The 20,901-nt window shown below is 43.4% G+C and carries 13 protein-coding genes; 10 read left to right on the top strand and 3 right to left on the bottom strand.

What is annotated here, in order from left to right; translation table 11 throughout:
• Window positions 1-19 precede the first annotated feature (19 nt).
• The 5 genes from uvrC to JNG37_RS09955 all read left to right on the top strand — a co-directional run bounded on the left by uvrC (window position 20) and on the right by JNG37_RS09955 (window position 4,297).
• Complete coding sequence (gene uvrC / locus JNG37_RS00575) at window positions 20-1,804, top strand: excinuclease ABC subunit UvrC (RefSeq protein WP_158454649.1); 1,785 nt, start codon at window positions 20-22, stop codon at window positions 1,802-1,804.
• Window positions 1,805-1,861: 57 nt separating this feature from the next.
• Entirely contained in the window at window positions 1,862-1,990 is a 129-nt protein-coding gene (locus JNG37_RS00570) for a DUF4044 domain-containing protein (RefSeq protein WP_158454651.1), read from the top strand.
• A 45-nt stretch (window positions 1,991-2,035) separates the two neighbouring features.
• A complete protein-coding gene (gene obgE / locus JNG37_RS00565) occupies window positions 2,036-3,349 on the top strand; it encodes a GTPase ObgE (protein ID WP_158454653.1) in 1,314 nt (437 codons plus the stop codon).
• A gap of 550 nt (window positions 3,350-3,899) precedes the next feature.
• Complete coding sequence (locus JNG37_RS00560; protein WP_158454655.1) at window positions 3,900-4,061, top strand: hypothetical protein; 162 nt, start codon at window positions 3,900-3,902, stop codon at window positions 4,059-4,061.
• Window positions 4,062-4,171: 110 nt separating this feature from the next.
• Complete coding sequence (locus tag JNG37_RS09955) at window positions 4,172-4,297, top strand: hypothetical protein (protein WP_261979772.1); 126 nt, start codon at window positions 4,172-4,174, stop codon at window positions 4,295-4,297.
• 28 nt (window positions 4,298-4,325) lie between these two features.
• Here JNG37_RS09955 and JNG37_RS00555 read toward each other — a convergent pair whose 3' ends face one another.
• On the bottom strand, window positions 4,326-5,849 hold the full coding sequence (locus JNG37_RS00555) for an ATP-binding cassette domain-containing protein (RefSeq protein ID WP_158454657.1): 1,524 nt from the start codon (window positions 5,847-5,849) through the stop codon (window positions 4,326-4,328).
• Between the two features lie 394 nt (window positions 5,850-6,243).
• Here JNG37_RS00555 and JNG37_RS00550 point away from each other — a divergent pair, with 394 nt between their 5' ends.
• Window positions 6,244-7,827 carry an L-lactate permease gene (locus JNG37_RS00550; RefSeq protein ID WP_238336208.1) on the top strand — a complete coding sequence of 528 codons (1,584 nt, stop codon included), beginning with the start codon at window positions 6,244-6,246 and terminating at the stop codon, window positions 7,825-7,827.
• A gap of 282 nt (window positions 7,828-8,109) precedes the next feature.
• Window positions 8,110-8,607: a GNAT family N-acetyltransferase gene (locus tag JNG37_RS00545; protein WP_158454659.1), complete on the top strand. Its 498-nt coding sequence runs from the start codon at window positions 8,110-8,112 to the stop codon at window positions 8,605-8,607.
• Window positions 8,608-8,661: 54 nt separating this feature from the next.
• Here JNG37_RS00545 and JNG37_RS00540 read toward each other — a convergent pair whose 3' ends face one another.
• Together JNG37_RS00540 and JNG37_RS00535 are read right to left on the bottom strand one after the other, a co-directional pair.
• On the bottom strand, window positions 8,662-9,402 hold the full coding sequence (locus JNG37_RS00540) for an amino acid ABC transporter ATP-binding protein (protein WP_158454661.1): 741 nt from the start codon (window positions 9,400-9,402) through the stop codon (window positions 8,662-8,664).
• On the bottom strand, window positions 9,402-11,606 hold the full coding sequence (locus tag JNG37_RS00535; protein ID WP_158454663.1) for an ABC transporter substrate-binding protein/permease: 2,205 nt from the start codon (window positions 11,604-11,606) through the stop codon (window positions 9,402-9,404). Before JNG37_RS00535 ends, JNG37_RS00540 begins: the two co-directional genes overlap by 1 nt.
• A gap of 187 nt (window positions 11,607-11,793) precedes the next feature.
• On the opposite strand from JNG37_RS00535, the gene uvrB reads away from it, so the two are divergent.
• The 3 genes from uvrB (at window position 11,794) to JNG37_RS00520 (ending at window position 20,856) form a co-directional block, all read left to right on the top strand.
• Window positions 11,794-13,779: an excinuclease ABC subunit UvrB gene (uvrB, locus tag JNG37_RS00530; RefSeq protein WP_024402176.1), complete on the top strand. Its 1,986-nt coding sequence runs from the start codon at window positions 11,794-11,796 to the stop codon at window positions 13,777-13,779.
• Window positions 13,780-13,946: 167 nt separating this feature from the next.
• Window positions 13,947-20,273, top strand: coding sequence for a ZmpA/ZmpB/ZmpC family metallo-endopeptidase (locus tag JNG37_RS00525; RefSeq protein ID WP_158454666.1), 6,327 nt, complete (start codon window positions 13,947-13,949; stop codon window positions 20,271-20,273).
• Window positions 20,274-20,346: 73 nt separating this feature from the next.
• Window positions 20,347-20,856: a GNAT family N-acetyltransferase gene (locus JNG37_RS00520; RefSeq protein ID WP_187321590.1), complete on the top strand. Its 510-nt coding sequence runs from the start codon at window positions 20,347-20,349 to the stop codon at window positions 20,854-20,856.
• Window positions 20,857-20,901 lie beyond the last annotated feature (45 nt).

Raw genomic sequence — 20,901 nt, 5'->3', positions numbered from 1 at the left:
TTTTGTTATAATGTAACTTATGAACGATTTAATCAAGCACAAGCTGGAGCTGCTTCCGGACAGTCCGGGTTGCTACCTCCATAAAAACAAGTACGGAAAGATTATCTATGTGGGCAAGGCCAAAAACCTGCGCAATCGGGTGCGGTCTTATTTTCGAGGTGCCCATGATACCAAGACAGAGGCCCTGGTATCTGAAATTGCCGATTTTGAATTTATCGTAACGGATTCTAATATCGAGGCCCTCTTGCTGGAAATCAATCTGATTCAGGAAAACAAGCCTCGCTATAACATCATGCTCAAGGATGACAAGTCCTATCCCTTTATCAAGATTACAAAGGAACGCCACCCACGGCTGATCATTACACGGCAGATTAAGAAGGACGGCGGTCAGTATTTCGGTCCCTATCCAGATGTGGGGGCGGCCAATCAGACCCTCAAATTGCTGGAACGCCTTTATCCTTTCCGCAAATGTAAATTGCCTGAGAACAAGTATTGTCTTTATTATCATTTGGGGCAATGTTTGGCTCATGGAGAAAATATGCCCAGCCTGTCTGACTATGACAAGATGGCTAAGGAAGTGGCCCAGTTTTTGACAGGTCATGATGATAAGATTGTCAAGGAAGTCCAGGACAAGATGAAGGCAGCTGCTGGCAATCTGGAGTTTGAAAAGGCTGCAGAATACCGTGATGTCCTGCAATCCATTTCCACCCTGCGGACCAAACAACGTGTGATGGCCCATGATTTGCAGAATCGGGATGTCTTTGGCTACTATGTGGACAAGGGCTGGATGTGTGTACAGGTTTTCTTTGTTCGGCAGGGGAAACTGATTGAGCGGAATGTCAATCTTTTCCCATACTATAATGATGCGGACGAAGACTTTTTGACCTACATCGGTCAGTTTTACAGGGACCAGCAACATTTAATTCCCTCAGAGATCTTGATACCGCAGGATATTGACCAAGAAGCAGTAGAAGCCCTGGTGGATACCAAGGTGCTTAAGCCTCAGCGTGGCGAGAAGAAGCAACTCATCAATCTGGCAACCAAGAATGCGCGTGTTAGTCTGGAGCAGAAGTTTAATCTCTTGGAGAAAAATCTGGAGAAGACCTACGGTGCTGTGGAGAATATCGGTCAGCTTTTGGGGATTCCGACGCCTGTGCGGATTGAGGCTTTTGACAACTCCAACATCATGGGGACCAGTCCTGTGTCGGCTATGGTGGTCTTTGAAAATGGGGTGCCTAATAAAAAGGAATACCGCAAGTATAAGATTAAGACGGTGGAGGGGCCAGATGATTATGCATCCATGCGAGAAGTTTTGCAGCGGCGGTACAGTCGGGTGCTGCGGGACGGTTTGACACCGCCTGATTTGATTATCATTGACGGTGGTCAGGGGCAGGTCAATGTTGCCAAGCAGGTCATCGAGCAGGAGTTGGGGATGTCCATTCCCATTGCAGGTTTACAGAAGAATGACAAGCACCAGACCCACGAGTTGCTTTTTGGCAATCCGCTGGAAGTAGTTGAGTTGCCCCGTAATTCTCAGGAATTTTTCCTCCTGCATCGGATACAAGATGAAGTTCACCGCTTTGCTATTGAGTTTCACCGTCAGGTCCGCTCAAAAAATTCCTTCTCTTCCAAATTGGACGGCATAGAAGGCTTGGGACCAAAACGCAAACAGGCTTTGATGAAGCATTTCAAGTCTATTGGCAATATCCAGTCAGCAAGTTTACAGGAAATCGCAGAAGCAGGAGTGCCGTATAAGGTGGCGGAGAAGGTTAAGGAAAGTTTGGCTCCAAAAGATGACAATTGAAAAAGGAGCAAAATTGTGGTAAAATAAACTATCAATGACTGAATAAGGAGCGTAGAAATGGCTTTCGGTGAAGAAAAACACAAAAAGACAGCTTTTGAGAAAATAACCTTAATTATCGTTCTATTAATGGTTATCGCTACACTTGCTGGTCTGATTTTCCCAGCAGTCAATGCACTGATGAATTAAAAAGGCGCTGTATAGCGTCTTTTTGACAGAAAGAATAGGTTTTTTATGAGTATGTTTTTAGATACGGCCAAGATTACAGTCAAGGCTGGTAAGGGTGGCGATGGCATGGTAGCCTTTCGCCGTGAAAAATATGTCCCAAACGGCGGTCCTTGGGGCGGTGACGGTGGTCGTGGTGGTAATGTCGTCTTTGTTGTTGACGAAGGCTTGCGTACCCTCATGGATTTCCGTTACAATCGTCGTTTTAAAGCTGATGATGGTGAAAAAGGGATGACCAAGGGCATGCATGGCCGTGGAGCAGATGATATGGTGGTTCGTGTTCCTCAAGGAACAACTGTCCGTGATGCAGAAACAGGAAAAGTTATTACGGACTTGGTAGAGCATGGCCAAGAATTTATTATTGCCCATGGAGGTCGTGGTGGTCGTGGAAATATCCGTTTTGCGACACCAAAAAATCCTGCTCCAGAAATTTCTGAAAACGGGGAACCAGGTGAAGAGCGTCAATTAGAATTGGAATTAAAAGTGCTAGCTGATGTTGGTCTTGTTGGTTTTCCATCCGTTGGAAAATCAACCCTTCTTAGTGTCATTACGGCAGCTAAGCCCAAAATTGGTGCCTACCACTTTACAACCATTGTGCCAAATTTGGGTATGGTTCGGACTAAATCTGGCGAGTCATTTGCTGTTGCAGACTTACCAGGTTTGATTGAAGGGGCTAGTCAAGGTGTCGGTCTAGGTACCCAATTCCTTCGCCACATCGAGCGGACACGTGTTATCTTGCATGTCTTGGATATGTCAGCAAGTGAAGGTCGTGATCCTTATGAGGACTATGTAGCCATCAACAATGAATTGGAAACCTACAATCTTCGTCTCATGGAACGTCCACAGATTATTGTTGCCAATAAGATGGACATGCCGGAAGCAGCTGACAATCTGAAAGAATTTAAGAAAAAATTGGCAGACAACTATGACGAGTTTGACGAACTGCCACAGATTTTCCCAATTTCAGGGATTGCCCACCAAGGTTTGGAAAATCTCTTGGAGGCAACAGCGGAATTGCTAGAGAAAACACCAGAATTCTTGCTTTATGATGAATCAGATTTCCAAGAAGAAGAGGCTTACTACGGCTTTAATCCAGATGAGCCAGAATTTGACATCAACCGTGCAGATGATGCTAGCTGGATTCTATCCGGTGACAAGCTCGAAAAACTCTTCACCATGACCAACTTTGACCGTGATGAATCTGTCATGAAATTCGCCCGCCAATTGCGTGGAATGGGAGTTGACGAAGCCCTGCGTGCGCGCGGTGCTAAAGACGGAGATACCGTCCGTATCGGCAAGTTCGAATTTGAGTTTGTTGATTAGTGAAAAAGTCCAGTGGACTTTTTCAGCCCGAGCCTGAAAATTCGAAAGCGAGGAAGTCTGGGGATCGACTGTATCAGCCCGAGCTCGAAAATTCGAAAGTGATGTAAGCAGTTTGACTGCAAGTTAACTTGCTAGTCAAACTACGCCAAGTCCTAGGGGACCTTGGCTAGCTACCTTACTAACTTCACCCAAATGGTAGTATCGACCATTTGGGTTCCGTGTCGTAACTTTGGAATCACATCTAAGTCCTAAAGGACTTGATGTAGTACGGTAGCCGCTATGGAGGACTACCTATCAACCTTACTAATTGCGTACAGCCAGTAGTATCGACTGCCTGTACTCCATGTAGTAACTTGTCCGCTAAGTTAGTTTGGAGTGATCAAGAAACTCTATTGTAAGCTCATCTGATGACAAACTGTATCAACTGGTTGCCTTGAAATACGAAAGCGACCATTGAAGCCCGAGCCTAAAAAGCCGAGAGCGAAGAGCAAAGGCTGATAAATAGTCAAGAAGCATTGAAATTCAATGCATCAAAAAATTGGAGGTTTTTATGGGTGATAAGCCGATATCCTTCAAGGATAAGGATGGAAATTTTGTTTCGGCAGCAGATGTTTGGAATGCTGAAAAATTAGAAGAATTGTTCAACAAGCTCAATCCCAATCGGAAATTGCGATTGGAGCGTGAGCGGTTGGCAAAGGAAAATGCAGAATAAGTAAAATCGGACCAATTTTGGTCCGATTTTTTCATTTTTACAGTAAAAGGAATCGGTTTTCCCGTATTTATGCTATAATGCTAGCAATGAGTGTGGAAAGGAGTCCTAGAATGGATGCAAATCAGTTAGAGTTTGTTGACCGCTTGTTGGCGACAAACATGACGGATGAGGAAATTGCGCCATTTCTTTCTGTCAAGGAAGATGAGGTAGCAGCCCTACGTCAAGAGATTGTTTAATTTTACAGGAGGCCGTTAGGTCTCTTTTTTATAGTTCAATTTGGTGCAATCCCAGAGGTGACAGCTGGTAAATGGTGTGACACACTTCTTGCAAGAAAAGACGGTCATGAGAGACACAAATCAGTCCACCAGGATAATCAGAAAATAATTGACGGATTTTTGGCTGTGATGTAGGGGAAAAGTTGCGGGTGGGTTCGTCTAACAGTAGGAAATTTGCTTGGTCCAAGGCCATTTTTAGCAAGAGGAGTTTTGCTTTTTGACCGCCAGATAGATGGTGAATAGCATGATGGACTTCTTGTCGAGTAAATTGCAAACTGGCTAGCCTGCTAAGGACAAGATGATGCCTATCTTGGGCTCCGCTCGGATTTAAAAAAACTAGGGGAGTTTGTTCAGAATCAAGTAAGTGATTGTAGTCTTGCGGCATGTAGCCGATTTTTAGTTCAGGTGTGCTGATTTTGGACAAGATAGCTTGAATGAGGCTAGATTTGCCAATACCATTGGGACCAATAATACCGATCTTCTCTTGTCCTCTGACCAGAAGGTTGACTGGTTCTGCTAGAACGTGATTTTTTTGTTTGAGCTGGAAATGATCCAGTATGACAATCTTTTTTTGCGCTGGAAGTGGTTTTATACAAGTGAAATCAAGCTCTAGAGCATCTTCGTAGTAGGGAATTGGGGTCAGATTTTCTTTCATTTTCTCAAAGCGTTTTTCACGTGATAAAATATTTTTCATCTTTTTAGCAATTAATCGTCCCATTGTAGCATCGTGTGTTGCCAACAAGGTATGGCGGACCTGGGATTTTTGGCGCAAATGCTTGGTCATGGTCTTATCAAACTCCTTGCGGTCGTTTCTTGCTTGGTGGACTTGTTTTTGATAAGCCTGTTCTCGCTCGCTACGGTAGGTTTGGTAGTCGGCAGTTTGAACACTAGTTTGTGCTAGGCTTTTCTTTTTTACAGATTCGAGATGAATGATTTTATTGGCTGTGTGTGCCAGTAGCCATTCGTCATGAGAAACAAATAGGATAGTTTTAGGGCTTGTCGCGATATAGTTTTCCAACCATAGTAGGGTATCTATATCTAAATCGTTGGATGGCTCATCCAAAAAGAGAATTTGACTATCTTGGGCTAGTATCTTGATGAGTTGGACTTTTAATTTTTCTCCACCGGATAGGCTTGAGAGCTCTTGGTCGCTGGCAAAGCGTTGACTGTCAAATGCTAGTTGATCTGCTAATGTATAAAGAACTTGATAGTCTAGATTCAGGTCTGGATCACCAAAGAAGAAGTCACATAAGGTCTGCTCTGCTTTTTCCACAGAAAGGCTTTGAGGAAGATAGGCGTAGGAAGAGTAGTCGCGGAGGACCTCTCCTTCAAAGTGGAGGAAGTCTTGAACAAGCTTTGGATCCATGATGAGCTTGAGTAGGCTGGATTTTCCGTTGCCTTCTTCGCCTATAATGGCAACCTTGTCCCCGGATTGAATGGAAATAGAAAGGTTGTTGACTAGGGGACGGAAGTCCTTTTGATGGTTGATGGTGAGGTTTTTGATTTGTAACATAGGGTCTCCTTTTCATGAAAAAACACACTACCTATTTAGTAGTGTGCCAAATCCTGCTCAAAAAGACCCTATTCTTAGAATAGAGAAAACAGAAAAATGGACGCAAGAAAACTACTAAATAAGTACTCAACTTAAAAGTGTTTACTTGTTACTGTCCATTTCTCCTTACCTCACTTTGTGTATTTTTTTCAGTATAGCATCCTATTTGGGGCTTGTCAATCTTTCGGTGACTTGAAAAGGAAAGAAGTAGTCAAGTTTTATCATTTTTTGATTCAAAATAGGAATGATTTGCAAAAATAAGAACTTTCCCTTGCACAAGTTGCTTGTCTTTGAGGTATAATAGGAGGAGCTATTTTTGACTGATTTTTTTAAAAGTAGCTTAAAATAGAAGGAAATGAAAAATAGTATGGATATTTTATTGAGTGTTTTCCCCATTGTTCTCTTGATTTTCTTGATGATCAAAATGCGGGTCCCAGCCAATTATGCTCTTCCTGGCATAGCTGCTTTTGTGTATCTTATTTTGTTGGTCTATTTTAAGACGGATTTTGCTCTTCTGAGTTCTGGTTTGGTAACAGGATTTTGGGCGACCTTAACACCCATTACGGTTATCATGGGGGCAGTTCTTTTCAACAATTTCCAACAGCAAACAGGTAACCAAGCGGTCATCAATCGCTGGATGTCTAGTTTGACACCCAATCCCGTTGCCCAGATGATGATTATCGGTTATGCCTTTGCTTTCATGATTGAAGGGGCTTCTGGTTTTGGTACGCCTGCTGCAATCGCGGCACCGATTTTGATTGCGCTTGGTTTTGAACCAATCAAGGTGGTACTTGCTGTATTGATTTTTAATTCGATTCCTGTCTCATTTGGTGCTGTTGGAACGCCGACTTGGTTTGGTTTTGGCTCCTTAGGCTTGACTGCTCAGCAGATTGGAGAATTGGGCTTAAAAGCAGCGACTGTTCACTTAACTGCAGGTTTTGTCATTCCCTTGATTGCCCTTCGTTATGTTTTTTCTTGGGCACAAATCAAGGCAAATCTACTCTATGTGTACCTGACAGTTTTCGCCTGCGCCTTGCCAATGACCCTTTTAGCAACTATCAACTATGAGTTTCCATCTCTATTGGGAGGTGCAATTGGTTTTATTATCTCAATCTGGTTGGCTAAGAAAAAAATTGGTTTAGAAAAGACAGGAAAGGAGAGTGCCCCAGTGGCTCCTGTTGCCATAAAAGAACTCTTTATGGCTCTCTTACCTTTGATTAGTTTGGTGCTTATCTTGGTGGTGACTCGGGTTCCACAATTAGGGATCAAAGCCCTAATGCGAACCGATGCGGTTTGGTTCAAAGCAAACCTAGGATTTGCTGACTTAGAGGTTACCAAAGCCTTGAAATTTACCTTAGCAAATGTTTTTGGAACGAGCTCTAGTGAATCCTACGAGTTACTCTATGCCCCTGCCTTTATTCCTTTCTTTGTGATTGTTTTTGCCTTGTCTGGATTTTACCCAAGTATGAAGGGGAAAGTTTGGAAGATGATTGCCGAGACTAGTCAGCAAATGATTGTTCCATTCTTCTCACTATTAGGTGGTGTAACCATGGTGAAATTTATGTTGCTCAATGGTGATCAGTCTATGGTATCCATTATCGGGATGTCCTTAGCAGCAGCAACTGGTCCATTCTGGGGACTCTTTGCTTCTTATTTGGGAGCAATCGGAGCCTTCTTCTCAGGATCAGCAACTATTTCTAACTTAATTTTTGGTGGGGTGCAACAGTCAATTGCAACACAGACAGGACTCAATATGACCAGTATCTTGGCCATGCAGTCAGTTGGTGGAGCTATGGGGAATATGACCTGTGTCAATAACATCATCGCAGCTTCATCTGTTTCAGGTGTTCACCGACAGGAAGGTTATATTATGCAAAAAACTGCCGTGCCTATGTTTATCTACGGAATCATTACGGCTTTAGTTGGATTATTTTTATAACACAAGAAGAGGCTGGGCTCAAGCCCAGATCCACTACCCAGAGTTCGTGTCAACATCTCAGCGCAGTGGTTGATTGGCAGATTTATTCGTGTTTTACACTCCAAATCTGACCTAATCAACTGTGCGGGGGGTGGGAAGACGAACTCTTTTTTAGACTAGTCGAGTTCTTTCCCACTCCCTTTTTGGATGTTTGCATTACTAGATGAATAGGAATGGTTATTCCCATCTATTCAAATTTCTGATAAAATTGTCCTATCGAGACGGACTAGCAAGGAGATATTCATGGCGATTGAAGGAGTAGAGCAGGCGGCAATATTAGAAATTGACAATCAGATTCGGCTTCGTAGATATGATGGAATTCATGATTTTGCTTTGATATGGCATCAAGATTTGGAATTGGTCTGGCTCATTGATGGGGATGAGGAAGTTTATAGTGCAGACTTGCTTCATCGCATGTATGAATACCTGTCAACGAATGGAGAATGTTATTTCATCGAGATAGTTGAAGATGGTCAGTTTCTTCCTATCGGTGATGTAACCTTGTTTCGAGATGATTTTGCCATTGCCATTGCCATTGGAGACAAGCGGTATTGGAAAAAGGGAATCGGAACTAAGGTATTACAGCGAATGATCGAGCGTGCAAGGGAAGTCGAGTTTGAGGAAATATTTGTAGAAGAAATTTACGATTGGAATCTTGGTTCACGAAAGCTATTTGAGAAATGTGGCTTTGAAGCTGTTGAAAAGAAAAAGAAAGGTTGGTCCTATAAAAAGAAATTATAAATCCTTGTGAGATGCAGAAAAGCCCTGACTGTTAGTCAAAGGCTTTTCATATTTCTACACGTTCAAGACCTTATCAAGGAAGTCTTTGAGACGAGGATGTTGTGGGTTGTCAAAGATTTGTTCAGGCGTGCCGTCTTCAAGGAATTCACCGCCATCCGTAAAGATAACACGGTTAGCAACCTTGCGGGCGAAGCCCATCTCGTGTGTTACGATCAACATGGTCATACCTTGTTCAGCTAAGTCTTTCATTACGTTAAGAACGTCTCCAACCATTTCTGGGTCAAGGGCAGAAGTTGGTTCGTCAAAGAGCATGATGTCTGGATTCATTGCCAAGGCACGAGCGATGGCAACACGTTGCTTCTGACCTCCTGAAAGGCTGTCTGGCATAGCGTCACGTTTATCTGCCAAACCAACTTTTTCCAATAATTCCATACCGACTTTTTCAGCTTCTGCCTTGTCTAATATTTTATGCTCAACAGGAGCAAAAGTGATGTTGTCAAGGACTGTCATATGAGGGAAAAGGTTGAAATGTTGGAATACCATTCCGACATTGGTACGGAAGGTGTCGACATCTGTTTTTGGGTCGGATAGGTCGAAGCCATCAACCGTCACTTGACCACTTGTGATTGTTTCCAACAAGTTCATGGTTCGTAGGAAGGTTGATTTACCAGAACCAGAAGGACCGATGATGCAGACAACATCGCCTTCGTAGAATTTTGCTGAAATCCCTTTGAGGACCTCGTTGTCTCCATAACTCTTATGAAGGTCATGGACATTGATTTTTAATTGAGCCATTATTTGCCTCCTTGTTCTAGCTTACGTGCTAAACGTGTTAAGAGAGTGATGACTACCAAGTAGATGATGGCAAGAATTGCGTACATACGGAAGGATTGGTAGTTACGAGCGATAATGATTTTACCAGCTTGGAAGAGTTCCACCAAACCAATTGCAGAAATGATAGTCGTATCTTTCAGAGTGATAACAAATTGGTTGATGAAGTTTGGCAACATAATCTTACCGGCCTGTGGCAAGATAATCTTACGCATGGTTGTTCCGTAAGAGATACCCAAACTACGTGATGCTTCCATCTGTCCAACAGGGACTGCCTGGATACCACCACGAACGATTTCTGCAATATATGCACCTGAGTTGAGCGAGAGGGCAATGGTACCAGCAACGAAGTCGTTGATTGGTGATTGTTGACCTGTGATGGATTCAATCAAGTTTGGAATGCCCCAGAAGATGAAGGCAGCTACAATCATGAGTGGAATACCACGAACTACATCTACAAAGACTGAAGAAGTCACACGGAGAGCCTTGATTGGACTAACGGCAAACATACCAAAGATAATACCGATAACAATAGCGATAGCAAAAGATAGAAGGGCAAGTCCAACTGTGATTCCAAGGCCTGACAAGAGTTGACCGTAGTTGTTTTTCAAGAGTCCCCAAATGGTTGTTTCGTCGACAGTTGAAGTAGACGAACTTACTTGCGTCTCCTCAGTTTGATTGAAATACTTGTTGAGGATTTCATCGTATTTGCCTGATTCTACAAGTGACGCAAGTCCGTTGTTGAACATTTCGATTAATTCAGGATTGCTTCCTTTTTTTACGGCAAAGCCATATTCTCCAGATTTTTCACCTGGAATTGGCGTATCAAAGTCACGACCTTTCTGGATAGCGTAGAGAAGAACAGCTTCGTCATCCATGAGGGCATCGATTGAGCCAGAGTTTAAACTGTCATACATACTTGAAGCTTCGTCGAAGGCTTTTAGGGTGTAACCATATTTTGCCTTGTTTTCTTCTAAGAAGCTATATGAAGCAGTTCCGTTTTTAGCTCCAACAGTTAGGCCTTTGAGGTCTTCGTAAGAAGCGATATCGCTGCCAGACTTAACTGCTAAGAGAATATTTGAAGAATAGTAGGCATCTGAGAAATCAAAAATTTCCTTACGAGCATCTGTGATAGACATACCTGCAATAACTGCATCAGCTTGTCCTGCTTGAACAGCGTTCAATGCCGCATCAAAACCAGGGTTTTGAATGGTAATTGTGAAACCTTGCTGTTCCGCAATGGCCTTGATCAATTCCATGTCGATACCGACATAGTCGCCGTTTTCATCCTGGTATTCAAATGGTGCAAATGAGGAATCTGCAACGATCGTGTAGCTTGCTTTCACAGGAGTCGCTTTTGCTGTTGCGCTACCTGTCAAGCTAAGGCGTGAAGCATAGTCAGTTGTTTCAGCAGAAGCAGTAGAAGACCCCAACCATTTTGTCATGATAGCATCGTAGGTACCATCTTCCTTCATTTCTGCAAGTGCAGTGTTAAAATCTTCAACAAGGTATTCATACTGGCTACCTTTTTTTACCGCAAAACCAAACGAACCAATTGCTTCGCCATCCATGTCAATGCTCAAATCTTGCCCTTGTTGGATAGCGTATTGGATAACAGCTTCGTCATCCATTACAGCATCGACCGCACCTGCAGACAAGCTGTTGTACATCAAGTCGCCTGTATCAAAGGTTTTTACAGAGTAACCGTACTTATCTTTGTTTTCATTTAGAAAGGCTTGGGCAGCTGTACCATTTTTGACACCGATTGTTTTGCCTTTAAGATCCTCATATGAAGAGACTGTGTTTGACTTAGTTGTTGCTATAACAATCTTGGTATCAAAATAAGGATCTGAGAAAGTAAAGACTTTCTTGCGGGCTTCGGTAATAGTTGTTCCCGCCATTAAGGCATCTGCAGAACCTGATTGTACCGCATTCACCGCTGCATCGAAACCAGGGAAGGTTTGGCTGACAGTCCAACCAGAACGTTCAGCGACTTCATTGATGATATCGACATCTAATCCTTTGTATACTTGATCTGAGTCTTTAAACTCGAATGGAGCGTAAGTGGAGTCGAAGACAATATCGATCGTATCGTCAGCTTTTACGCCCGTAAAAATAAAGAACATTGGCAAAATCGTTGCCAAAAGCATAAGCAATTTTTTCTTCATTTCATAACTCCTTCTTATTAAAATAACTGTGCTAGTATACCATATTCTGAAAATTTTTGCAAAAGGATGAATTCTAATCATGTTAGATTTTCTGACATATTTAGTTACAAACAAGAGCTGACTTTGGTTACGAATTTCCCCACAGTTTATGATAAAATGAAGAAGTTAGAAAAGGAATGGCGCAAATATGATCAATCGAAATACTGAAAACCAATTTAAACTAGTGTCAAAATATTCACCTTCAGGTGACCAGCCTCAAGCTATTGAAACCTTGGTGGATAATATCGAGGGGGGCGAAAAAGCCCAGATTCTAATGGGGGCGACTGGTACTGGTAAAACCTACACTATGAGTCAGGTCATTGCCCGTGTCAATAAGCCCACTTTGGTTATCGCCCACAACAAGACCCTAGCTGGTCAGCTCTACAGTGAGTTCAAGGAATTCTTCCCAGAAAATGCGGTCGAATACTTCGTGTCTTACTATGATTACTACCAGCCAGAAGCCTATGTACCGTCTAGCGATACCTATATTGAGAAGGACAGTTCGGTCAATGATGAGATTGACAAACTTCGTCACTCAGCGACGTCAGCTTTGCTAGAACGTAACGATGTCATCGTCGTGGCCTCCGTTTCCTGTATCTACGGTTTGGGATCGCCCAAGGAATATTCTGATAGCGTGGTCAGTCTGCGACCAGGACAGGAGATTTCCCGTGACCAGTTGCTTAATTCTCTGGTCGATATTCAGTTTGAGCGCAATGACATCGACTTCCAGCGGGGGCGTTTCCGTGTTCGAGGAGATGTGGTGGAGATTTTCCCAGCCTCTCGTGACGAGCACGCCTTTCGAGTAGAATTTTTCGGGGATGAAATCGACCGCATTCGTGAGATTGAAAGCCTGACAGGTAAGGTATTGGGCGATGTGGACCACTTGGCGATTTTCCCTGCCACCCACTTCGTGACCAACGATGACCACATGGAAACGGCTATTGCTAAGATTCAGGCGGAACTGGAAGAGCAGCTCAAGGTCTTTGAAGCAGAAGGAAAACTCTTAGAAGCTCAGCGATTGAAACAACGGACCGACTACGATATCGAAATGCTTCGGGAAATGGGCTACACCAACGGAGTTGAGAACTATTCACGACACATGGATGGGCGAAGCGAGGGCGAGCCTCCTTATACTCTGCTGGACTTTTTCCCTGAAGACTACCTGATTATGATTGACGAGAGCCACATGACCATGGGGCAGATTAAGGGGATGTACAATGGTGACCGCTCACGCAAGGAGATGTTGGTCAATTATGGTTTCCGCCTCCCAAGTGCACTGGATAATCGTCCGCTGCGCAGGGAAGAATTTGAGAGCCATGTCCACCAAATTGTCTATGTATCTGCAACGCCGGGTGACTATGAAATGGAGCAGACCGATACCGTTGTCGAGCAGATTATTCGGCCGACAGGGCTTTTGGATCCAGAAGTGGAAGTCCGTCCAACTATGGGCCAAATGGATGACCTCTTGGGTGAAATCAATGCCCGTGTTGAGAAAGGTGAGCGGACCTTTATCACTACCCTGACTAAGAAAATGGCAGAGGACTTGACTGACTACCTGAAAGAAATGGGCGTCAAGGTCAAGTATATGCACTCGGACATCAAGACCTTGGAGCGTACGGAGATTATCCGTGATTTGCGCCTGGGTGTCTTTGATGTCTTGATAGGGATTAACTTGCTTCGTGAGGGGATTGACGTGCCAGAAGTCAGTCTGGTGGCTATTCTAGATGCTGACAAGGAAGGTTTCCTCCGTAATGAACGGGGGCTCATCCAGACAATTGGTCGGGCGGCTCGTAACTCTGAAGGTCATGTGATTATGTATGCGGACAAGGTCACTGAGTCCATGCGGAAGGCTATGGAGGAAACAGCCCGCCGCCGTCAAATCCAGATGGCTTATAATGAAGAACATGGTATTATCCCACAAACTATTAAGAAGGAAATCCGTGACCTGATTAGCGTGACCAAGGCTGTCACTCAGGATAAGGAAGAAGTGGTGGACTTCAATGCCCTCAACAAAGACGAACGCAAGGCTATGATCAAGAAACTGGAAGGACAAATGCAAGAAGCTGCAGAAGTGCTTGACTTTGAACTGGCAGCCCAGATTCGTGATATGGTTATCGAGTTGAAGAATATGTAAAGTCTCGTTCTTTAGTCATAAAAAGGGCATTCAATTGGATAAAAACGCTTCCCTATTTCCAATGTTTGGAAATGGGGATTTTTTCATGAAAATAGAGCCAAAAGACTTGTCTAATAGCAGGTCTGACGGTATAATGGGGAGTATATCCATAGGGGGATGAAAAGAAAATGAAAAAATCTCAATTTGAAAAGCAAGAACGCTTTGCTTTTCGGAAATTATCCGTAGGACTTGTTTCAGCAGCAGTTGCAAGTCTCTTTTTTGCATCTACTGTGACTAGCTCTGTCAAGGTTTCTGCTCAGGAGATTGATTATACCTATGTCACAGAAGCAGAGTTGACTGAACAGGAAAAAGACTTGGTGATCCACGAATTACCAGGTCTGGTGCAATCAGATGATGCTGGTTACTATTTGGTTTACCGCCCGCTTGCGACTAGCCCAAGCACACATGTTCTACCAAAGACAGGTTTATTAGAGAATAGTGCCTTTGCTCTTGTTGGAGTTAGTCTTTTGGTTCTTGCCTTCAAATTGGGAAAAAATGGAAGACGTACATTGCTTGGTGTGGTTGTGTTGACAGCCTCAGGTACTAGTTTCCTGGCTCCAGTTGGGTCTGCCTTGACCAGCCAGATTTTAGCGCATTACAATCATGTGGTTGATAAGGCTGTTGGAGAGTCCTTGCCACAACCTGGAACGATTCCTGGTTATGAGTATGTCGGTTACTTACGTGAAACAAAAGTTCAAGACTTACCATCTGAGACTCCACTTATCACACAAGTTCCGGATCAGGCACCAAGTCTCGAGTTGCCAAGTCTAGAAACAAGTGAAGAGATGGTTGAGACGACAGAAGTAATTCCATTTGAGGTAGAAGAAGTATTAGATGATAGTCTTCTAGAGGGAGATCGTCAGCTTGTTCAAGAAGGTCAAAATGGTTTGCTGACAATTGAAAGCAAGAAAATTTTGATTGGTGGTCAGGTAGTCGCAATTCAAGAAGTAAGTCGAACTGTTAGTCAAGAACCGGTTAAACAAATCGTCAAGGTTGGGACAAAGGTTGAAACAAGTGTGCCATCGACAGCACCGAGCCACGAAGTGCCTGCAGCCACCATCACGGAAGAAGAAATTAGTCATACAGAAGCTATTCCGTTTGAAACGGTGACCCAATATTCTGACCAATTGCCAGAAGGAAGTCAAGAAGTGAGTCAGACAGGTCAAGCTGGAAGTCTGACAATTCGGACCAAAGTAACCTATGTGGATGGGCAAGCCGTGAAAACTGAGGAAGTTGGTCGTGAAGAGGTTGCACCAACCCCTCAAGTCGTTTTGGTTGGTACTAAGCCAGTGACTGCTATTCCTGATGCAGCACCAAGTTTGGAATTACCGAAAGTCACAATTACGGAAGAAACTATTTACCAAACCCAAGCTATTGCTTTTGAAGTGCAAGAAGTTGCTGACGACACGCTCTTAGAAGGAAGCCGGCAGGTTGTTCAAGTTGGACAAGCTGGGCAGGAAAGCATTGCTATTAAACAGACTTATGTGGATGGACAATTGGTAGCATCTGAGGAAGTAGGACGCACTGTGACCCAGGCGCCCCAAACTCAAATTGTAAAAGTTGGTACCAAGCCAATTACTGCTCTCCCAGATACTGCGCCAAGTGTAGAGCTTCCTACTGTTACATTAACAGAGGAAGTTGAAACCAAGACAGAAGAGATTCCATTTACTGTTCGTGAAGTCTTAGATGATAGCCTCTTAGAAGGTGAGCGCCAGGTCGAGCAAACTGGACAAAATGGTCTTCGAACCATTCAGATTAAACATAGCTACGCAGATGGTGTCTTGCTGGCCAGTCAAGAAATTTCCAACCAAGTCACCCAAGAAGCGAGAGAACAGATTGTCCGAGTGGGAACAAAGAAAGCGGATGTCTTGAGCCAGGAGACAGTTGTTGAAACCAAAGAGATCGCCTATCAGACAATTTACCAAGACGATCCAACTCTCTATACTGATGAAGAATCGGTGTTACAAGAAGGCCGGATTGGGCAGCTAACCATTACCACAGTTTATGAGGTTTTAAATGGGGTGCGCCAAGCCAATCCAAGTGTGACTGAAACGGTGACCAAAGAATCTCTTGATAAAGTAATTGCTCGTGGTACCAAACCAATCACTGGAACAGAATCGGAAGTATCCACTGAATCAATTGCTTACGCGACTGAGACCGTTGAAGATCCAAATCTTTATGAGGGAGAGACCAAGGTCCTTCAATCAGGAGTTAATGGTAGCAAGGATATTACCACAACCTATACCACCATCAAGGGCGTTCGCCAGCCAAATCCGACGGTTACAGAGACGGTAACGAAAGAAGCTGTCCCTGAGCGGATTGCAGTAGGGACCAAGAAACGAGTTCCACCGACAGTTGAAATTACTGATTTGATTGAAAATGATGATGATAAATCAGCGACAGCCAATTACAAATTGACCAATCCAAGCGAGAATTTCAGCCATGCAATTGCCCTGCTTTATAAGGGAGATGAGCTGGTACAAGAAGTAGCTATTACAGATCCAAATGGAAGCTTGGAACTCACTCGTTTGGACTACTATACTGATTACACCTTGAAGACACAAGTTTACTATAACTTGAATAACCAAGAGCAAAATGCCCTGCAAGAAAGTATTCGCCAGTTTAATCTTGAATATAAAAAGATTGAAATCAAAGACATTGATGCCGTAACAATTTACCGCCGTAAAGATGGAAACTTTGTTGGCACAGCATACTTGGAGGAATTGCCAACTTCAACAGAAGAGTTATTTGTCAAGGTAACATCGGATCGCTTTAAGGAAGTCTATCTACCAGTTTCAAGTATTGAAGAGACAAGCTTGAATGGGAAAACAGTCTTTAAAGTTGTCTCTGCCTTTGACCAACTGGTGCAGGATAAGGATGCGCAATACGTTGCAAACAGAGAATTTTACATTCCGAAGATGGTGACAGATGCCAATACCTACACCTCCTTTAAGGCGCTGCTCGAAGCGATGAAGGCCAACCCATCTGGTACCTTCAAACTAGGTGCCAACTTGGATGCTTCGGAAGTTCCTGTTGGTGATATTGCGTCCTATGTGACAAACTTTAGTGGAACCTTGTCAGGAACCAATGATGGCTATTTCTTCTCTATCAACAATCTGAAGGCGCCATTATTCTACAACTTTAGTGGAACCATTGAAAACCTTGACCTGAAGAATATCAACCTGACCACTACCACAAGCAATCCATTGGCAAGTCTTGCCATCAATGCAAACAACGCTAAGGTAACTAATGTGGCAGTTGAAGGAAGCATTCGCGGTCCTCAAAATGTTTCTGGCTTGATCCAATCAGCTACCAATACAACTATTAAAGATGTATCCTTCAAGGGAACTTTAGAAACAACAAGTAGCAATGCGAGCTTGATGGGCGGTATTTTGGGAAATGGAACCATGTCCAGCGTCGGCAATGCTAAGGTGGATGCAACCATTATCTTGCCGGGTAGTGAAAATCAAGTAGCGGGTGGTATTGTTGGACGTACAATGCTCGTTTACGATGTACCAGGAAGTGTCTATAATGCCTATGCAACGGGTTCTATTGTCACAACAGAAACAGGGGGCATAATCGGTGGTATCGCAGGTTCCAACCAAGTGACAAGCTACCTTGCTCCACATGTTGGTAATGTAACCAATGTTATTAGTAGCATGACAGGACCAACTAGTATTGTTGGTTACGCAGTGAATGCGGAGAAAAAGGTGAGCAAGGCCTTTTCAACCACGACAGATACACTTGCAAATGTAACTACAATTACAAGTAGTGAGGCTCTTGCCAAATTAACAGAATTGAACCTTGTAGCCAACTTGGACGACTCAGCTCCAATCAATCTAAACGATTACTCTGTTGATTACCTGACTTTGGATAAGGCACAAGCTGATCACGCAACTGCTTACTATAACATGGAAAAAATCTTGCCATTCTACAACAAGGAACTCCTTGTATACTATGGAAACAAGGTAGCCGTTGATGATAAGCTCAATACCGTTCGTCTCTTGGACGTTGTTCCGATGAAGGATGATGCCTTTGTGATGGATGCTTATACTGAGAAGACAAACATCAATAAGATCATGCTCCATTACGCGGATGGTACCGTTGACTACAAGGCAGTTTCCTATAAAGAAGATTTCAAGAACAACCATGTAGTGGAGTATACCATTTCAGGAACAGATTTGATTTACACGCCAGAGTCCTTCTTGAATGATAGAAGCGCCCTTGTTACTGACTTGGTAAGCAATCTGTCTGCTATCACTCTAGATTCTGAAGCTATGAAGACAGTTATCGGCTATCCAACCAAATTGGATACCAATACACAGATGGGAACTATCAAAGATTTCTACTTTGCAGATAGTTTTGAAAAAGTCATGGCCAACCTAGAAAGCAATGTTCGAAAATTGTTAGTTGCTAGTCTCAATGGACAAGGCCAGGCTTCAGAGACCTATATCAAGGAAAAAATTCTTAATAATAAAGAAGCCTTTCTACTAGGTCTGACTTACTTGAACCGCTGGTACGACATCAACTACGGAACTGTGAATACCAAGGAATTAACCATTTTCGAGCCTGATTTCTTCGGAAATGATGCAGCATCAGCACTAGATATGATCTTGGCAATTGGAAATGGTGGCTATGATGTTCTTCGTGCCCATAACAACGTGACGACCTACGTGTCCGCCATGGCAAAACAAACTGCTAAGGCTTCTGTCTTTGACTTGGTTGAGTCCTACCGTAAACTTTTCTTGCCAAACATGACAGACAATGAATGGTTTAAGCAAACAACAAAAGCCTATATTGTTGAAAGTAAGTCGCAGGTAGCAGAAGCAGCAGCCAAGCAAGATGCCGCAGAAAAACACAGCAAGTATGCCCTCGCAGTCTATGACCGCATCACCAATCCAAACTGGGCTTACCGTCAAATGCTCTTGCCACTTTTGACCCTGCCACAGGAAGATATTTTCATCATTAGCAATCTGAATACCATGGCAATCGGTTCATATGAGCACTATGTTGAAGACTATTCAACAACAGAAAACCGAGATAAGGTTCGTCAAATGGTTGATTTGGCGGCTCAACGTCAGCGTGACAATGCGGACTTCTGGTATAAGATTCTCGATGAGACAAACCGTGAAAAACTCTTTGGTAGCCTGCTCAACAATGAAGGTTATATGATGTATGGTCCAGATGGTAAGAAGGCCTACCGTAATTTGACTGCAGAAGTCGATGCTATCCAAGACTTCTACGGTCCGATTAACAAGTGGTACCGTGAACATCCATCGATTAAGACAGCCTATGCAGATGGTAAGGAAACTTACTATATCACCTATGATATGCTAGGTGATTATGGAACGACACTCTATAGCCATGAAATGGTCCACAACCAAGACGGCTCTACCTATCTCCATGGTTATGGTCGCCGTATCGGTCAAGGAATGGAAGTTTATGCAGATGGATTGCTGCAAAACGTTTCCTCTCTTGATAAGATGATCCTTGGCTTCAACGCCTTCTTTACAGAAGATGTGGCTAACCGTGTCCATGTTGCAGATCCGGTAGAGAGATTTAGCAACGAGGCGGACTTCAATGCTTACTTCCATAATCAATTTGATGCCCTTTACTTGTTGGATTACTTGGAAGGTATGGCTATTCTTGGAAAATCTGACGATTTGAAGAAAGATTGGCTCCGTAAGATTGACAACTACTATGTTCAAACAAACGGTGTTAATACGCATGCTGGAAATAATGCACGTGAGCTGACCGATGCAGAAGTAGCTTCCTTGAAGACCTTTAATGACTTAATCGACCAAAGTATCATTGATTACCGTCAGTATTTCGGTCCTTCTGGTGGTGCCAAGACCTTGAGCAAAGAATGGTCTCGTAATGGTTACCACAGTGTGCCAATGTTTGCAGCCAACTATTCTGCACTTTCAAACCCATATGGCTCACCGGGAGATATCATGTTCCGTCGTATGGCCTTTGAATTGATTGCAGCTAAGGGCTATACAGAAGGCTTTATCCCATACGCATCTGGTCAATTGTCTGATTATGCTATGAGCCAAGGCTCAACGATCTACGATACTTGGAACAAGAAAGATACGGGTCTGATTACTGATACGCACGTCTTGAACCAAGTCTTTAAGGGGCAATATACAACATGGGAAGAATTCAAGAAAGCCATGTTTGCTGAGCGTGTTGAAAAAGCAGAGGCTGGAAAACTGAAGCCATTTACTATGCAGTATGAATTAGGTGTTGCTAACTCTACAAAAGAAGTGACAGTAACGACCTATGCTCAACTCCAGGCTTTGATGGAAGAAGCTATGGAGGCTGATACAAATGGACGAATTTTCTATTCGACCAATAATGTCAACCTCAGTCGTGTTCATGCGCTCAAAGTCAAAGTTTATCAAGCAATGATGACATCTACTGATGACTTTAGAACATCCATCTTCAACCCATAATGAAAAAGCGAGTTGGTCTTGTACCAGCTCCTTTTTTGTGATAGAATTGAAACAAATTTATGGAGGTACCTATATGCAAATCAAGCCCATGCAAACTAAGGAGGAGATTAAAGGCAAAGCTTATGTCCATTGGAAGGCTTGGCAAGAGGCCTATGCGGGGTTGTTACCGCAGGATTTTCTCCAAAATAGTTATACCTTGGAGCGATGTCAAGAGTGGGCTTTTCGTTATCCTCAAAATATCTTGGTTGCTCTGGTGGATGAACAGGTGGTTGGTTTTGTTTGTTACGGTGCCAGTAGTCAGGAGGACTTGCAGGAGTCTGGTGAGATATACGCCCTCTATGTTTTAGCGGATTTCTATGATTGTGGGATTGGCTACCAGTTGATGCAGGCAGCTTTGGAGAAATTGCAGAGCTACGAAACCATTTCCCTCTGGGTCTTGGAGGGGAATGCGCGTGCAATTGCTTTTTATGAACGAGTTGGCTTCCGCTTTGATGGACTTGAGAAGACTGTCCATCTTGGTGAAGAGCGAAGGGAATACCGCATGCAATTGACACTATCAAAAAACAACACATTATTATATTGATAACTCTTTTTTGTCTGTGCTATAATAAGGCTGAGACAAGGAGGA

Origin of the sequence: Streptococcus suis, from assembly GCF_016775005.1 — a bacterium.
In the GTDB taxonomy this organism is placed as follows: Bacteria; Bacillota; Bacilli; order Lactobacillales; family Streptococcaceae; genus Streptococcus; species Streptococcus suivaginalis.
The sequence above is the reverse complement of the archived record's forward strand: the minus strand, read 5'-3'. Positions and strand labels throughout refer to the sequence as shown.

Excerpts from the sequence above, each read along its gene's own strand:
- JNG37_RS00570 (WP_158454651.1), top strand. The coding sequence starts at position 1,862 with ATGGCTTTCGGTGAAGAAAAACACAAAAAGACAGCTTTTGAGAAAATA.
- obgE (WP_158454653.1), top strand. The coding sequence starts at position 2,036 with ATGAGTATGTTTTTAGATACGGCCAAGATTACAGTCAAGGCTGGTAAG.
- JNG37_RS00555 (WP_158454657.1), bottom strand. The coding sequence starts at position 5,849 with ATGTTACAAATCAAAAACCTCACCATCAACCATCAAAAGGACTTCCGT.
- JNG37_RS00540 (WP_158454661.1), bottom strand. The coding sequence starts at position 9,402 with ATGGCTCAATTAAAAATCAATGTCCATGACCTTCATAAGAGTTATGGA.
- uvrB (WP_024402176.1), top strand. The coding sequence starts at position 11,794 with ATGATCAATCGAAATACTGAAAACCAATTTAAACTAGTGTCAAAATAT.
- JNG37_RS09955 (WP_261979772.1), top strand. The coding sequence starts at position 4,172 with ATGGATGCAAATCAGTTAGAGTTTGTTGACCGCTTGTTGGCGACAAAC.
- uvrC (WP_158454649.1), top strand. The coding sequence starts at position 20 with ATGAACGATTTAATCAAGCACAAGCTGGAGCTGCTTCCGGACAGTCCG.
- JNG37_RS00520 (WP_187321590.1), top strand. The coding sequence starts at position 20,347 with ATGCAAATCAAGCCCATGCAAACTAAGGAGGAGATTAAAGGCAAAGCT.
- JNG37_RS00560 (WP_158454655.1), top strand. The coding sequence starts at position 3,900 with ATGGGTGATAAGCCGATATCCTTCAAGGATAAGGATGGAAATTTTGTT.
- JNG37_RS00535 (WP_158454663.1), bottom strand. The coding sequence starts at position 11,606 with ATGAAGAAAAAATTGCTTATGCTTTTGGCAACGATTTTGCCAATGTTC.
- JNG37_RS00525 (WP_158454666.1), top strand. The coding sequence starts at position 13,947 with ATGAAAAAATCTCAATTTGAAAAGCAAGAACGCTTTGCTTTTCGGAAA.
- JNG37_RS00545 (WP_158454659.1), top strand. The coding sequence starts at position 8,110 with ATGGCGATTGAAGGAGTAGAGCAGGCGGCAATATTAGAAATTGACAAT.
- JNG37_RS00550 (WP_238336208.1), top strand. The coding sequence starts at position 6,244 with ATGAAAAATAGTATGGATATTTTATTGAGTGTTTTCCCCATTGTTCTC.